Here is a 16,076-nt window from a genome sequence, read left to right as displayed (position 1 = left end):
CCTGTGGCTTATTGTTCTGTTCATGATGGTTGATTGCGCTATCCCACCCTATCCCCTCCGCGCCTTGGGACTTACCCCAAAAAGGCACTCACATATCTATTCAAGACATCCTAACCAAGATGGATAGATAGAGGTCGCTTTCACGACACTCCTCCTTTGCAACAGGCTCAACAATTCATAGCGTCGGCAATGTAAGGCACCGCCTACGTCTAATAAGAGCCACCAAGGAAACCCAATGAAAAACAACGACGACCCGGTTCTGTCGCCTGGACAGGACAATACCCAGATATTGGGGTTGGACTTTCATAACCCCGTTTTTCCGCTTTCTGCTCTAGCCATCCTACTGTTTATTATCTACGCGCTGGTCTATCCAGATGCTGCTAATACTCACTTAGGGCTTGCCAAAAACTGGTCGATCGAACACTTCGACTGGCTGTTTATGATTGCTGGCAATATTTTTGTGGTGTTTTGCCTTGTACTGATCTGCCTGCCACTCGGGCGGATTCGGCTAGGCGGCAAGGATGCAAAACCGGAATACTCGCGCACCTCCTGGTTCGCCATGCTGTTTGCGGCGGGCATGGGCATCGGTCTGATGTTCTGGAGCGTTGCTGAGCCCGTAGCCTACTACACCGACTGGTATGGGACGCCCTTGAATGCACCGGCGGGGACGCCGGAGGGCGCCAGCGCCGCCATGGGGGCGACGATGTTCCACTGGGGACTGCACCCCTGGGCCATTTATGGCGTGGTGGCACTCTCGCTGGCATTCTTTTCCTATAACAAGGGCTTGCCGCTGACGCTGCGCTCCGCTTTCTACCCCATCTTAGGCGAGCGAACGCGTGGCTGGGCAGGTCATATCATCGATATTCTTGCCGTGCTGGCCACCATTTTTGGCTTGGCTACCTCACTTGGGTTTGGCGCTACCCAGGCAGCTGGCGGCCTCGCCTATCTGTTCGATGTTCCTAATACCATCGGTACCCAGCTGGCAATTATCGTGGTAGTCACGGTAATTGCGCTGATCTCGGTATGGCGGGGTATCGACGGTGGCGTTAAGCTGTTCTCGAATATCAACATGGTCATCGCGGCGGTGCTGCTGCTGTTTGTGATTGTGGCGGGGCCGACACTGATGATTCTGACGGGGATTGGCACCACGGCGCTGGACTACGTGAGCCACCTACTGCCGTTGTCGAACTGGATTGGCCGCGATGATGACACTTGGTACCACGGCTGGACCGTCTTCTATTGGGCTTGGTGGATCTCCTGGTCTCCGTTCGTCGGCATGTTCATCGCTCGTGTATCGCGGGGTCGCACGGTTCGTGAGTTCCTGATCGCCGTACTGCTGATACCCACGCTGGTCACACTGGTCTGGATGAGCGCCTTTGGCGGCACGGCACTTTTCCAGGCTGCAAACGGCGTAGGAGAACTGGCTAACGGCATTGGCGACGTTTCGCTTGCCATGTTCCATATGCTGGAACAGCTCCCCCTGACCAGCATCACGTCAACGCTGGCGATTATTCTGGTGCTGGTGTTCTTTATTACCTCGTCAGACTCCGGCTCGCTAGTCATCGACAATATCACCGCAGGTGGCAAGACCGATGCCCCCAAGGGTCAGCGGGTATTCTGGGCAACGCTTGAAGGCGTGATTGCCGGCGTGCTGCTGTATGGCGGCGGAAGCACCGCACTTAGCGCACTGCAGGCGGGCGCAGTGGCTACGGGGCTGCCCTTTACGTTGGTTCTCTTGCTGATGTGTTTCAGCCTCTACAAAGGGCTTCACAAGGAGTGGCAGCAGATCAACGCAGTGCCAAAAATCGCCAGTTAACCAAATCAAGCATCTGTTGCTTTCGGGGGCGCCATTGCCATGGCGCCCCTTTTGGTTTGCGGATATTGTGTCGTGATTCCGGCACTGGATGCCGCTAATGGCAATGAGCAAGCAGGCTAAGCGCTGCACCATAGCTAAACAACATCAACAACTCCACGGCTATTTCAATGATCTACACCATCGCAATACTGCTGAGTCTGGTCGGCTATTTTGTTATCGGGCATCTGGCTGGGCGGCGCGTCAAGGGCCTGGATGACTATCTGGTCGCCGGTCGCAATGCGCCCACCTTCTTTATCCTGGGCACGCTGGTGGCCAGCTACTTAAGCACCAGCGCCTTTCTCGGCGAGACGGGTTTTGCCTATCAGGGCTATCCGTTTGTCATGTTGATCTTTGCGGCGGTGAGCACCTCAGGCTGCCTGCTGGGCGCGCTGGTGTTCGGCCGCTACCTGCGCCGCAGCGGGGCGCGTACCGTGCCGGAGTTTTTCGGCAAACGCTTTGCCTCGCGTCGGGTGCAGGCCATTGCCGGACTCACCACGATCATCGGTCTGGGCGCTTACCTGCTGGGCGTAATGCAGGGCGCGGGCATCATGTTTTCGGAATTGACCGGCATGCCCTACTGGGTGGGCCTCGTGCTGGTGTGGGCGACCTATACCGGTTTCATCCTCTACTCCGGCTCACCGGGGGTCATGCTGACCGACACCATCATGTTTGTGATCTTCTCGCTGGCGGCGGTAGGTGGGTCGCTCTACGTGATCCAGGATTTGGGCGGCTGGAGCGGGGTCGTTGAAGGCCTGTTAAGCCAGACCGACAAGCCCGGCATCGCGCTGTGGCATGGGGTGATCGAAGGGCCGGAGGCCAGCTTCTCCTCCCCCGGCGAGGCGCTGATCTGGGGCCTGACGCTGGGCCTAGTCTGGGCGGCGGTGCTGGCGGCGAGCCCCTGGCAATCCAGCCGCTACCTGATGGCCCGCAACGAGCATGTCGTGATGCGCTCGGCCATGCTGACCGCCGTGGCACTTGCCGTTTTCTACGCTCTAATGATGATGACTGGCGCGGCGATCAACCTTTATGACCCGCAGCTCGACCCTGAACGCTCCATGATATGGGTGGCCCTCAACGTGCTGCCTACCTGGCTTGGGGTGGTCATTCTCACTGGCGTGTTCGCCGCTGGGCTCTCGTCCTGCTCGACGTTTCTGTCGATCATTGGCTTTAGCCTCTCCAACGATATCCTGCCCGCCTCAACCGACGAGAAATCAGCCATGCGCAAAAGCCGTATGGCGGTGCTCGGCGCGGGCCTGATAGCACTGCTGCTCGCGCTATTCCAACCGCCGGCGGTGATGTCGGTGGTGTGGTTTGCTGCCACCCTGTTTGCCTCCTCCTGGGGTCCGGTTGCATTAATGAGCATCTGGAGTCGGCGGATCACCGCCGCGGGCGCTAGCTGGGGCTTGGCCGTAGGCTTTGTCGGCAATGTCGCTCTCTCGTTGATGGTGCAGGCCGAGTGGCTCAGTCTGCCCGTTTATCTGCACCCGGTGCTGCTGAGTACGCTGATGGCGCTGGCGGCGATCGTCTTGGCATCAAAAATGACACTCGTGAGTCAGGCCGAGACAGCGTACCGAGCTTTCCTGCATGAGTTTGATACCAGCGCGGTAAGCGGTTGGGTATCTGGCACCCGTTGGATCGCGATATGCACCATGCTCTCTGGGGCCGCCATCGGGCTGTTTTTGTGGCAACAGTACGCGGCGACGTTAGCCGGATTTGCCGAGCGCTTCGCGCTCTCATCCGGTGCGGTTCAAGGAGCTTACCTGCTGGCGATAGGTTGCGGCAGCATGCTGTTTATCGCCGGGGCCGTAGGCTACTGGCTGGTTCGTCCTCATCAGCAAGCCGCCACGGCGAGCACGGTCATGGCGGACAATCGTTAAGCGCCGAGACCCAACCCGAGTGGGCCAACGATCATTGGCCTGCTACTAACCACTCAACCGCTCGCCTACCCGGCGGGCGGTTAGTTTTTTTGCTGACCAGGAGACAGGATCATGCAGCTAAGTTCGTACCAGCGCGGCCTGCTTATCGTGATACTCGGTGTGGTATGCCTCAGCTTCGACGGTCTGTTGATACGCTTGTCCGATACGGATGGCTGGACCATCGTATTCTGGCGCGGAATATTAATGTTCTGCGTGCTCGGGGTGCTGTGTAGTGTTGGCAAGCGATTGGCGACGCTGAGGAGCAACCCCTTTTCCTCGCTAGCCTCCGCCATACTGCTGGGTCTGATCTCCAGCCTTTTTGTGCTGGCGGTCATGAACGCTAACGTGGCCAACGTGGTGGTAATCCTGAGCACCGCGCCGCTGTTTGCGGCGCTGTTTTCGCGGATTTTCCTGGGCGAAAACGTCGCGCTGCGTACGCTGGTGGCCATTGCTGTCTGCATGCTGGGCATGGGTTTGGTGTTCATGGGCGAGGGGGCCATGGGGATGCTGGTAGGCAACCTGTATGCCTTGGCGGCCGCGGCAGCTATCGGTGGCAACCTGACCCTGCTGCGCCGCTTTCCAGCCATTGACCCTATGACGGTGATTGCCGGTGGCGGGCTGCTCTCCGCGGCGGTTGCCCTACCCATGGCCTCGCCGCTGGATCTGGATGCCCAGCGTTATGGCGTACTGGCGCTGATGGGGCTGGTGCAGATGCCCTTGGCCACGGTGCTGATCAACAGCGCCACCCGTTACCTGCCGTCGACGGAAGTGGCGCTGTTCTATCTGGTTGAAACTGCTTTGGGCACGCTGTGGGTGTGGTGGTTATTAGGTGAAACCCCCACGACCTCGACGCTACTCGGTGGTGGTGTGGTTATCCTGGTGCTGGTAGTGCATGCCTGGATAGGCTTGCGTCTGGAAAGACAGCGCCTGCGGCTTTATCCGGGCTTTACCGGTCAATAGAAAAACCCACCTGAAAAAGGTGGGCTTGAGTGATGATTAGCGGCGTGATGCGCAGGCTAGTTCAGCGCAGCACATCCTCCTCCTTGAGCAGCTTGTAGATCGCCTCGGCGCCCTGTTCGGGGGACACATCGGTGAGCACCTGCCCGCCTTTGCCCTCCGACTTGGAAGCTGCCGCCTTGAAGCGATCCCTGGCCGAAGCGGCTTTGACAATTTTCAGACGCTTAGGCCGTTTACGTGCAGGGGACAGATGCCACTGGGCCAGCTCGCTGTCGGCTTCAGGGGTAGTGGGTGTGATCGCAAAGGTGGCGCGACGCGCCGGGCCGAAGGCACTCTGGCGCGCCACCGGCGCTGCTTCATCCACGCTGATGATGGCGGGCAAGCGCACCTTGAGACGGCGACGCTGGCCCCTTGGCAACGCCTGAAGCAGCGTTACCACGCCATTTTCCACTTTTTCTACCGACGCCAAACTATTAACCAATGGCCAGCCGAGATGTTCTGCCAACGCATAGGGCAAAAGCCCAGAGCCTTCACCGCGCTCTGCGCGGGCGCCGGTGATCACTAGCTGAGGAGAGGTTGCGGCCAGGTGTTTCGCCAGGGCCAGAATGGCATCGCTGCCCTCAGGCTGCTCGAGCAGGGTCATGGACTTGAGCCCCATGCCCAGGTAGCCACGCAGAGCTGCTTCGCTGCTATCGTCCTGGGAACCCGCGTGGAGCATGCTGATCCGGGTGCCCGGCAGCTCGGCCTCTATGGCCAGCGCAAGCTCCAGGCCCCGTGCGTCCTGTTCAGCACGCCTCGCACGGCCGGTGGTAGGGTGACGGCCGATGGAGACCAGCACCGCCACGTCGATTCCCTGTTGTTGCTTTTGGTGTAGATCAGGCTGCATCGCGCTGCCCTCCCCGCTGCTGTTCCACCATGGCCACTAGCGCGGCCAGAATTTGCGTGCTGTCACCAATCACCGCCAGGTCGGCGCGCTTGATGATGTCGCACCCCGGATCGAGATTGATCGCCACCACCTTGTCGCAGCGCTGAATGCCCTGCAGGTGCTGGATAGCGCCTGAAATACCCACCGCCATATAAACTCGGGCGGTTACCCAGGTGCCGGTAGCGCCCACCTGGCGATCGCGGGCCATAAAGCCGTCGTCTACCGCGACACGCGAGGCCCCTTCGGTAGCGCCGAGGACTTTCGCAGCATGGTGGAAGGCGTCCCACTGCTTGACGCCGTTGCCACCGGAGAGGATGAACTCAGCCTCGGCCAGCGCCACACCGGCGGGATCCACCGCCACCTGCCCCAGATCTTCAATGCGCGATAAAGTGGTGGGAATTGACGCTGCCAGAGTCAGGTGCTCGGCCGCATGCCGGGTCTCATCCACCGGCTCGGCGCACTCGGCCAGCGCCAGGGCAACCCGCGGCAGATGGCGCTGGATATCCAGGCTCCCAGCGCCGCCACGGGCCGTACAGCGCCAACCCAAAGAGGCCTCATTATCAGCTTCCACCTGCCACACCCCCGTGGCAGCGCGTTCACCCAGGCGTAATGCAAGCCGCCGCCCCAGATCGGCTCCGCCCAGGGGTGAATCTGGCAATAGCCAGAAGCGCGGCGTCATCTCCCGCTCGACGGCGCTTAAAGCCGCCAGACGCGCTTCAGGGGCAAACCCTGCGTAAAACTCATCATCAAGATGCACGACGCGATCGATACCGGCTTCGCCCAGCGTCTGCTCCTTAAGCTCGCCGCCACCCTCGCCCTTATACTCACCAAATAGGATCGCCACCACAGCGCCGGGCTGTTCGGCGTCGGCATCCGCCACACGCCGGGCCAGGCCCAGCAGATCCTTGTCATGTCCGGAGAGACGCCCGCCGGTCAGGTCGGGCACCACGGCCACCAGGAAGGCGGGCTGATCAATGGTCACCGTGCGGCGGCTATCGCGAGCCGCCGTGGTGGTCGCTGTGGCCTGCCCCCCTTGTTGGAGGCCACTACGATCAATCCGTTTGACGCCATTGGGACCGATAAAGCCGATGGCACGAGGATCCTTGCGCACCACGCCGTTGGGGCCCATCCATTCGCTGACCGCTCCGCCGCCCCTGTTTACACCCAGGGCGGCCAGCACCGCGGCGTTGTCGGGGTGCAGACGATTTCGGGCGATCCACTCACGACGTGGGTCGCGGCGAATAATCTCACTCATACGATCACCTCTTCAGCAGTCGTCGATGCAGTGGTTCGGCGGGATGCGCCGGTCACATCGTCAGCGGAACGCTCAACCAGCGCATCGGCCACCAGTTCGGCGATATCGCGCACTTCGGCGCTGGCATCCACCACGCCTTCCAGCATGGCAGTACACTGCGGGCAGCCCACCGCCACCAGCTCGGCGCCGCTCTCCTTGACGTCGTTCATGCGCATATCGGGAATCCGCCGTTCACCGGGAATATCGGTAATCGGTGCCCCGCCCCCGCCCCCGCAGCAGCGCGAGCGGAAGCCGGAGCGTTCCATCTCCTTGACCTCGATGCCCAGCGCCTTAAGCACGTTGCGTGGTGCTTCGTATTCACCGTTATAGCGCCCCAGGTAACACGGGTCGTGATAGGTGACGCTGCCGCCTTTCCAAGGGGCAAAGGTCAACCGACCAGCATCAAACAGTTCGGCGATAAAGGTACTATGGTGACGTACCTCGTAATGCCCGCCTAGCTCTCCATACTCATTGCCCAGCACATGAAAGCTGTGGGGATCGCAGGTAACAATCTGCAAGAAGCGATACTGAGCCAGAGTGGCAATATTGCGCTTCGCCAGGGATTGAAACGTCGCCTCATCGCCCAGACGCCGGGCCACGTCGCCGCTATCACGCTCTTCGGTACCCAACACCGCAAAATCGACTTCAGCGGCGCGCAGCACTTTGACCAGTGCGCGCAAGGTGCGCTGGTTGCGCATATCAAAGGCGCCATCCCCCAGCCACAACAGCACATCGACCTGCTTAAGATCTGCCATGAGCGGTAGGTTAAGATCCGCCGCCCAGTTGAGCCGCGAGCCAGGATCGAAACCGCCGGGATTGTCGGTGGCGATCAAATTGTCGAGCACCTCGGCGCCTTTGTTGGGCGTTTTGCCACGCTCCAGAGTCAGGTAGCGGCGCATATCGACAATCGCATCCACGTGCTCAATCATCATCGGACACTCTTCCACGCAGGCACGGCAGGTCGTACACGACCACAGGGTATCGGCGTCGACTAGGGCCTTCCCCTGCAGCGCCACAATGGGCCCATGAGGAGAGCCTGCATGTTCACCTACCGGCTTACCGGGGTAGGGTGAGCCAGCATAGGCAGCATCGCTGCCCCCCGCCATACCCACCACCATGTCCTGGATCAGCTTCTTGGGGTTGAGCGGCTGACCGGCGGCAAACGCCGGGCATACTGCCTCGCAGCGACCACACTGTACGCAGGCATCGAAGCCCAGCAACTGGTTCCAGGTAAAGTCGGCAGGCTTTTCTACCCCGAGGGGCGCCGCTTCATCCTCCAGGTTTAGCGCCTTAAGGCCCGTTGAGCGGCCAGCGCCGCCTTTTTTCGTGGAGAAGCGCTCGGCGCGGCGATGGAAAGCCAGATGTAAGGCGCCAGCGAAGGCGTGCTTCATGGGCCCGCCCCAGGTCATGCCAAAAAACATTTCCCCCAGGCCCCAGGCCACGACGCCCGCTAATACCAGCGCCAGCAACCAGCTACTGCCCCCTTCAAGCAGACCTTCGGGCAGCAGACCTACCGTGGGCAGCGTAATCAGGAAGACGCCTATCGAGAACGCCATCAGACTCTTGGGCAAGCGCATCCAGGGGCCCTTGGAGAGCCGAGCTGGAGGGTTAAGCCGCCGCCGCGCCACGAAGAGGCTACCGACGAACATGGAGGTGCTCGCCAGTAGCAGTAATCCGCCTAGCAGTGGATTGGCGATCCCCAGACCGTGCACCAGGATCATCAGCACGGCGGCGGCCACGAAGCCACCGGCGGTGGCCACGTGGGTGTTGGAGATCATTTTGTCACGCCCCACTACATGGTGAAGATCCACCAAATAGCGGCGCGGCAGGGCCACCAATCCCTTGAACAGGTTGACCCGCGATGGGCGCCCCTGACGCCACAGGCGTATACGGCGTACAGCGCCGATTACTGCCAGGGCCAGGGCAGTAAAAATCAGTATCGGCAAGAGCGTTTCGAGCATGGTACTCACCTTTTCTTTCGCGGCGGGGCTGCTCCGGCGGCAGACCTCTGCGAGGGCGCTGTAAACCCATCCCTGGGCGCTACTTTTGACATCCTTGTCAAAAGACCCTCGCTACGGCCTGCCCCCGGCGCCCCGGCTCTCGCTCAGGTCAAAAGTCCTTACAGATTCGCAAGGCATCGTAGATGGCCGCATGGGTGTTACGCGGTGCCGTGCAGTCGCCTAGTCGGAACAACAGGAAACCATCTCCTGACTCGCTCAGACAAGGCTGCGGCTGGATTGCATAGAGTGCTTCCAGATCCACCTGCCCTCTGTTGCGGGACTGCTCTTTAAGTGCGTAATAAAGCGCCTCATCAGGGCGTACACCGTTCTCAACGACCACCTGATCGACCACGCGCTCTTCCAAAGCACCGGTGTACTCATTTTCAAGCACCGCTACCAGGCCGTCGCCCTCGCGGTAAACCTTATGCAGCATCAGGTCGGAGGACATGATCACCTCCTTCTCGTAGAGGCTGCGGTAGTAGGTGGGGAAGGTGGTGCCGCCCACCGCCGCGCCGGGCTTGATATCGTCGGTGACGATCTCCACCTTGGCACCCTTGTCGGCGAGAAAATCCGCCGCCGAGACGCCGGAGAATTCGCAGATGGCGTCATAAATCAGCACGTTTTTACCTGGCGCCACTTTGCCTGAGAGAATATCCCAAGTGCTGACTACCAAGCTCTCCTCGGCATTCTCCGAGTAACCCCACTCGGGGTGCTGGCTAAGGAACGGCTGGCCACCGGTGGCAAGCACCACGATATCCGGGCTTAGGTCGAGCAGCGTCGCCTCATCGGCGCGGGTGCCCAGACGCAGGTCGACTTTTAGCCGCGCCAGCTCCAGCTGAAACCAGCGGGTGATACCAGCAATCTGGTCACGCTGGGGCGCCTGGGCGGCAATCGTAATCTGCCCACCCAAGGCGTCAGCGGCCTCAAATAGTGTGACATCGTGACCGCGCTCAGCGGCTACCCGCGCTGCCTCCATACCGCCGGGGCCACCGCCCACCACGACGACCTTGCGTTTGGCGCCCTCGGTTTTCTCGATGATATGCGGCAGCCCCATGTACTCCCGGGATGTCGCGGCGTTTTGAATGCACAGCACGTCGAGGCCCTGGTACTGGCGGTCGATGCAGTAGTTAGCGCCCACGCACTGCTTGATCTGATCGATCTGGCCCATCTTGATCTTGGCGATCAGGTGAGGATCGGCAATATGTGCCCGGGTCATGCCCACCAGGTCTACGTAGCCCCCTTCGAGGATGCGCTGGGCCTGATTGGGGTCTTTAATGTTCTGGGCGTGGATCACCGGGACGTTCACCACTTCCTTGATCCCCGCCGCCAGGTGTAGGAAAGGCTCCGGCGGGTAGGACATATTAGGGATAACGTTGGCCAGGGTGTTGTGAGTGTCGCAGCCAGAACCGATAACGCCGAAGAAGTCCACCATACCGGTGGCATCGTAGTGGGCGGCGATCTGCTTCATATCGTCGTGAGAAAGACCGTCCGGGTGGAACTCGTCGCCGCAAATGCGCATGCCGACGCAGAAGTCGTCGCCCACTTCAGCACGCACGGCTTTAAGCACTTCCATACCGAAGCGCATACGATTCTCGAAGCTACCGCCCCACTCGTCCTCACGCTTGTTGACCCGTGGGCTCCAGAACTGATCGATCAAATGCTGGTGCACGGCAGAGAGCTCAACACCGTCGAGGCCCCCTTCCTTTGCCCGGCGCGCGGCCTGGGCAAAGTCGCCGACAATACGCCAGATCTCTTCTTCCTCAATGGTCTTACAGGTCGAGCGGTGCACCGGCTCGCGGATACCGGAGGGGGATACCAGGGTCGACCAGTCGAAACCGTCCCAGCGGGAGCGGCGCCCCATATGGGTAATCTGGATCATGATCTTGCCGCCATGCTTATGCACAGCATCGGCCAAATTCTGAAAGTGCGGAATAATGCGATCAGTGGACAGGTTTACCGAGCTCCACCAGCCCTGTGGGCTATCAATGGACACCACCGATGAGCCACCGCAAATACATAGACCACAACCACCTTTGGCCTTCTCCTCATAGTACCTGACGTAACGCTCAGTGGTCATACCGCCGTCGGTGGCATGCACCTCAGCGTGAGCGGTGCTGACCACACGGTTACGGATGGTCAGCTTACCGATCTCTATCGGCTCGAAAATTGCGTCGAATGCCATGTTTGTCTCTCCTCGTACCCCAGTTAGCGGGCAGCGTCGGTCAGCGGCTGGACGGCGAAGATGCCTACATCACAGCCAGGCTCGGCGGCACTCTGCGTCTGCTCAGCAACGGTACGCAGTGAACTTCCGCGGGCAGCGAGGATTTGATCCATGGCACCGGCGAACCAACCGGTGAACATGTACTCTTCCTTGTTGCCGGTCTTGCCAAGCTGGTAAACAAAAGCGCTGTGCTCAAGTCGTACTTGAGCAGTACCCGTGTCGAGATCAATCTGTTCGGTAATGAATAGCCCCCAACCGCGCTGGGAGAGGCGCGTCATGTAGTGCTCAAAGACCGCCTCTCCGCTAATGCCGTGTAGTTCGGCCTCTTTCTCACACCAGTGCCAGGCGCTCTTGTAACCTGCGTGATAGAGAATTTCGGCATACTTCTCAGCACCTAGCACCTCTTCTACGGCTACATGGTTATTGATAAAGAAGTGCCGCGGCACATAGAGCATAGGCAGCGCATCGGTCGTCCAGACGCCTGTTTCGCTATCCACTTCGATGGGCAGTGCGGGGGCCAGTTTAGTCACGGTTGTATTCCTCGGATCGTTGTTATGTCAGGTTATCGACGGGGCTACCCCGGGAGCATGCCTACGAGGAGGCGCTATGAATCCATCCCTGGACGCTACCGACGCCATCCCTGGCGTCGGACCTCCTCTACGGCATGCTCCCGGCGCCCCTCACTTCGGAGACAGCCGCCTGCGCTTAGTCAGGCGCCCCATACATCCTTAAGCACACGCACCCAGTTCTCGCCCATGATCTTGCGCACCTGGGTCTCACTTAAGCCGCGCTTGAGGAGTGCCTCGGTGAGATTGGGGAACTCCCCAATGGTGCGAATTCCTTTGGGATTGATGATCTTGCCAAAGTCAGTGAGGCGACGGGCGTAGCCCTTGTCATGGGTCAACCACTCGAAAAACTCTTGACCATGCCCTTGGGTGAAATCGGTACCGATGCCGATAGCGTCCTCACCGACGATATTCATGACGTACTCGATAGCCTCGCAGTAGTCTTCGATGGTTGAGTCGATACCCTTTTTGAGGAACGGCGCAAACATGGTGACACCCACAAAACCGCCGTGGTCGGCAATGAACTTCAGCTCTTGATCAGATTTGTTGCGCGGATGCTCTTTGAGGCCGGAGGGCAGGCAGTGGGAGTAGCAGACGGGCTTTTTGGACTCAAGAATGACCTCTTCGGAGGTCTTGGCACCGACGTGAGAGAGGTCGCACATGATGCCAACCCGGTTCATCTCGGCAACGATTTCGCGGCCAAAACCAGACAGGCCGCCGTCACGCTCGTAGCAGCCGGTACCCACCAGATTCTGGGTGTTGTAGCACATCTGTACGATACCCACGCCCAACTGCTTGAAGATCTCAACGTAGCCAATTTGGTCTTCAAAGGCATGGGCATTCTGGAAGCCGAAGATGATGCCGGTCTTGCCCTCTTCTTTCGCGCGAGTAATGTCAGCGGTGGTGCGAACAGGGCGCACCAGGTCACTACACTCTGCCATCAACTGGTTGGACTTGACGATATTATCGACCGTGGCCTGAAAACCTTCCCACACTGAGACTGTGCAGTTGGCAGCGGTAAGACCGCCGCGACGCATGTCCTCAAGTAGCTCACGATTCCATTTGGCGATGATCAGGCCATCAATGACGATAGCGTCATTGTGCAGTTCAGAGGGGGTCATAGCTAAGCTCCAACATTGGTTAATGTAGCGAGCATAGCGCTGACGTTGGGTTTAGCTGCTATTGGAAACGACGGCGGAAATTCCAAAAGCGTCATCGTGTCGTGAACACGACAACTACCCGTGTATCCGCTGACCTTTGCAAAGAAGGGGGAGTACTTTAATGATAGCGGCTACTAAAAAACCTGCTGCCCGGAGGTAAGCAGCAGGTTTGGAATAGTGGTGACGAAGTACCTATCAGCTCAGTAGCGGCACGCTGGCAAAGGTAGGCTCACCCTGGGCATGGGCAAGCGCCTGCTGGGCACTCGAAAGAGGTTCACTTTTGTAAGGCTCGCCCCCCCATCGCTGAATTAACGATGTCGACTTAGTTTGGTTATTTCCTTGGCGGTCGTGCACACCCAAGCGCTCATTTCTCGGCGGCACACCAAAATATTCACGATAACACTTGGAAAAATGGGGCGTGGACACAAAACCGCAAACAGAAGCAATCTCGATAATCGACAGAGGCGTTTGCTTGAGCAACTGACGAGCGCGCACTAAACGCAGCTTGAGGTAATAGCGAGACGGTGAACAAAGCAAATAGCGCTGGAACAACCGCTCCAACTGGCGCCGTGAAACATTCACATAGCTTGCCAGTTCATCGAGCTCGATGGGCTCTTCAAGGTTGGATTCCATCAACGCCACAATTTCTAACAACTTAGGCTGAGTGGTGCCCAGCACGTGCTTAAGAGGTACCCGCTGCTGATCCTGCTCGTTACGCACGCGTTCATAGATAAACATCTCGGAAATGCCTGCCGAAAGCTCGCGCCCATGGTCGTGAGCAATCAGGTTGAGCATCATATCGAGCGGCGCTGTGCCGCCTGAAGCGGTGAATCGATCACGATCAATAGAGAAAAGGTGCGGGGTCAGAATAACGTTGGGGAACGCTTCCTGCATGGAGGCCAGACACTCCCAGTGCACACTGGTTTCATAGTGATCCAGCAATCCGGCCTGCCCTAGCGCCCAACTGCCCGTACATACCGAGCCTAATCGTTTTAACTGGCGTGACTGCGACTGAAGCCAGCGTATGTGGTCACGGGTAACACTGTGCTGCGGACCTACCCCGCCACAAACGACCACCCACTCAAGCGAGAGCGGGGTCTGCATAGAGGCATCAGGAGTCACCTGCAGCCCATCGCTGGCGCGTACGGGCAGACCGTCTTGGGTCAGGGTAAACCAGCGATACAACTCACGACCGGCCAGTTGATTGGCCATCCGTAAAGGTTCTATCGCCGACGCCAGGGAAATCAGTGTGAAATTATCTAATAGTAGAAAACCAAGGGTTTGCGGTTCGCCCGCACGATTGGTATTTGCTGCCGGGTCTTTTGCTAGATTTGATGTCATGGTTTTACCCTCCGTCACCTTTTAATCATCTTTTTTTTTCTTATTAGTATGTAGGCGTCGCTGGCGTCTTTTAGTTTCCCTTTACTAGCGTGAATACTCACTAGTTCAGGGGTGGCATTGCTCTTTGGTCGTATATTGGCACGAATAGGGCGGATAGCGACAAAACGATTGCGCGAACTTGGCTCTCCGTCGCAAATGCAACACTGGAGGTCGTTTCCGAAACCTTTGTAAGGTCACGGAGGATAATGCAATGCAGCCTCTCGCCAAGCGCCTAAGCTGGCTAGTAGCTTACTCAGCTAAGGGGCCTCGGCATCTTCAGCAACAGGTTTGATGGGGTCACCGTTTTCATCCAGCAGTTGATGATCGTAAGCGGCCTGAAGGCCAGTATCTTCAACCTCTGTCGGTTGCGGCTCTTCTTCTGTCAAATAGTCGATGTGGCCCGGATAAAGCGGTGATAGCACCGCGACCAGGATGCCGACCACCGAAAAGATCGAAAACGCATCCGCATACCCAAGCCTGTCGACCAGCACACCAATCACCGGCGAGCCCACCGCCTGCCCAAGCGCGCAGGCCATAAAGGGTAATACCGGCCCCATCGATAACCGCCCAGGCAGCAGTCGGATGCCGGTCATCAGGTACAGCCCCGTTAAGCTCATGTAAGCGAGACCGAAAACCATCGCGGAAAATATCGCCAGCGCTAATTGGCTAGGGCTAGCGGCCAGCAACGCCAAGCTTGAAGACAGCATCATCAACATCAACGCCTGGGTGATGGGTGGATTATTACGGTCGGCCAAATCACTTATCACGGCACCGCCGAGCCCGGCGATACCTACCGCGAACCATAGCCAACCGGTGTGCCCTGGAGAGAGCGCGCCAAGGGTAACCGCCAGATCGGGAGCAAAAAGCCAGTACGGCGCAGATACAAAGCCCATTGCGAAGGCAAAAATCGTAAGCCGAATGAGGCGCGACCATTGCGACCTAGTGATGGGCGGTGGTGGTGCAGCATTAGCTGGAATGACCCGTGACACTGAAGGGATGAAGTACCATGCCGCCACGACCCCCATAGCGGTAAGAGCAGCAAATATCGTGTAGGTCAGTCGCCATGCATCCGACAAGAACACAACGGTCGGTACCGCCACGATAATACCGATGCTAGTACCGGCATTCATAATCGAGCTGACGCGCCCATGCATTGCACGGCTCACCAGCGCCTGCATCGCAGCGGTCAGCGCGGGCATCATTAAACCAGTGCAGACCCCGCAGATAAACACACCAATACCAAGCGATAGCGCGTCTGACGACTGGCTGATCAATGCTAAACCGCCAACACCGAAAGACCCTGAGAGAATGGCTAAGTTGCGCGCACCGAGCCGATCAGCGGCAAGCGGCGCGACCAGTGTGGAAAGCACAAAGCTAATAAACGGCAGCGCCCCGATAATGCCGACCAAGTAAGACGTCAGCGAAAGCTCGGCACTGATAGAAGGTACAAACAGACCAAAGGCAAAACGTGCAAGCCCGTAACTGATCGCCACCAGCGCGGCTCCAAATAGGGCAAACCCCATGTTCGACAACGCTTTCATGCGGAGTCCTCCACTGCCATTGGCTGCATGTATACAAGGTCGCTATGAGCATTGTCTTCGCAACTTCCGCGATGAGCAATGCAGATTTTGAACAGGTAGCGGGTAATCTCCAGTGATCATCAGAACGATAAGTGGAGTTAAGCAGGCAGCCTTTGTTGAATGTCCGCTTTCAGGCTTACGGAAGCCTCCACCAAGGACTACCAGCCATATCTTCCCTCACTCACATAGGCGAGAGAATGACCACTGAACATAATTGCCACG

General features: G+C 58.6%; 11 protein-coding genes. 3 read left to right on the top strand and 8 right to left on the bottom strand.

The window, feature by feature from the left end; genetic code table 11:
• Positions 1 to 235: 235 nt before the first annotated feature.
• From ACW17M_RS14815 to ACW17M_RS14805, 3 genes are all read left to right on the top strand, one after another.
• Positions 236 to 1,816, top strand: a complete 1,581-nt coding sequence (locus tag ACW17M_RS14815; protein ID WP_141440491.1) for a BCCT family transporter — start codon at positions 236 to 238, stop codon at positions 1,814 to 1,816.
• A 167-nt stretch (positions 1,817 to 1,983) separates the two neighbouring features.
• Positions 1,984 to 3,732 carry a sodium:solute symporter family protein gene (locus ACW17M_RS14810; RefSeq protein WP_141440490.1) on the top strand — a complete coding sequence of 583 codons (1,749 nt, stop codon included), beginning with the start codon at positions 1,984 to 1,986 and terminating at the stop codon, positions 3,730 to 3,732.
• 111 nt (positions 3,733 to 3,843) lie between these two features.
• Positions 3,844 to 4,731 (top strand): DMT family transporter, encoded by an 888-nt coding sequence (locus tag ACW17M_RS14805; protein ID WP_457547714.1) that lies wholly within the window; start codon positions 3,844 to 3,846, stop codon positions 4,729 to 4,731.
• Positions 4,732 to 4,792: 61 nt separating this feature from the next.
• Here ACW17M_RS14805 and etfB read toward each other — a convergent pair whose 3' ends face one another.
• The 8 genes from etfB to ACW17M_RS14765 all read right to left on the bottom strand — a co-directional run bounded on the left by etfB (position 4,793) and on the right by ACW17M_RS14765 (position 15,815).
• Positions 4,793 to 5,614 carry an electron transfer flavoprotein subunit beta gene (gene etfB, locus ACW17M_RS14800; protein WP_342584260.1) on the bottom strand — a complete coding sequence of 274 codons (822 nt, stop codon included), beginning with the start codon at positions 5,612 to 5,614 and terminating at the stop codon, positions 4,793 to 4,795.
• Positions 5,604 to 6,908 carry an electron transfer flavoprotein subunit alpha gene (etfA, locus tag ACW17M_RS14795; protein WP_342584259.1) on the bottom strand — a complete coding sequence of 435 codons (1,305 nt, stop codon included), beginning with the start codon at positions 6,906 to 6,908 and terminating at the stop codon, positions 5,604 to 5,606. Before etfA ends, etfB begins: the two co-directional genes overlap by 11 nt.
• On the bottom strand, positions 6,905 to 8,908 hold the full coding sequence (locus tag ACW17M_RS14790) for a (Fe-S)-binding protein (RefSeq protein ID WP_342584258.1): 2,004 nt from the start codon (positions 8,906 to 8,908) through the stop codon (positions 6,905 to 6,907). Before ACW17M_RS14790 ends, etfA begins: the two co-directional genes overlap by 4 nt.
• A gap of 148 nt (positions 8,909 to 9,056) precedes the next feature.
• Entirely contained in the window at positions 9,057 to 11,129 is a 2,073-nt protein-coding gene (gene dgcA, locus ACW17M_RS14785) for a dimethylglycine demethylation protein DgcA (RefSeq protein ID WP_342584257.1), read from the bottom strand.
• Positions 11,130 to 11,152: 23 nt separating this feature from the next.
• A complete protein-coding gene (locus ACW17M_RS14780) occupies positions 11,153 to 11,698 on the bottom strand; it encodes a DUF5943 domain-containing protein (RefSeq protein ID WP_457547713.1) in 546 nt (181 codons plus the stop codon).
• 179 nt (positions 11,699 to 11,877) lie between these two features.
• Positions 11,878 to 12,855, bottom strand: a complete 978-nt coding sequence (locus ACW17M_RS14775; protein WP_009286052.1) for a dipeptidase — start codon at positions 12,853 to 12,855, stop codon at positions 11,878 to 11,880.
• A 234-nt stretch (positions 12,856 to 13,089) separates the two neighbouring features.
• Positions 13,090 to 14,235 carry a choline metabolism transcriptional regulator GbdR gene (gbdR, locus tag ACW17M_RS14770; protein ID WP_027958330.1) on the bottom strand — a complete coding sequence of 382 codons (1,146 nt, stop codon included), beginning with the start codon at positions 14,233 to 14,235 and terminating at the stop codon, positions 13,090 to 13,092.
• A 296-nt stretch (positions 14,236 to 14,531) separates the two neighbouring features.
• Entirely contained in the window at positions 14,532 to 15,815 is a 1,284-nt protein-coding gene (locus tag ACW17M_RS14765; protein WP_009286054.1) for an MFS transporter, read from the bottom strand.
• Positions 15,816 to 16,076 lie beyond the last annotated feature (261 nt).

Source organism: Vreelandella sp. 2A-K22 (assembly GCF_054065485.1).
The sequence above is the reverse complement of the archived record's forward strand: the minus strand, read 5'-3'. Positions and strand labels throughout refer to the sequence as shown.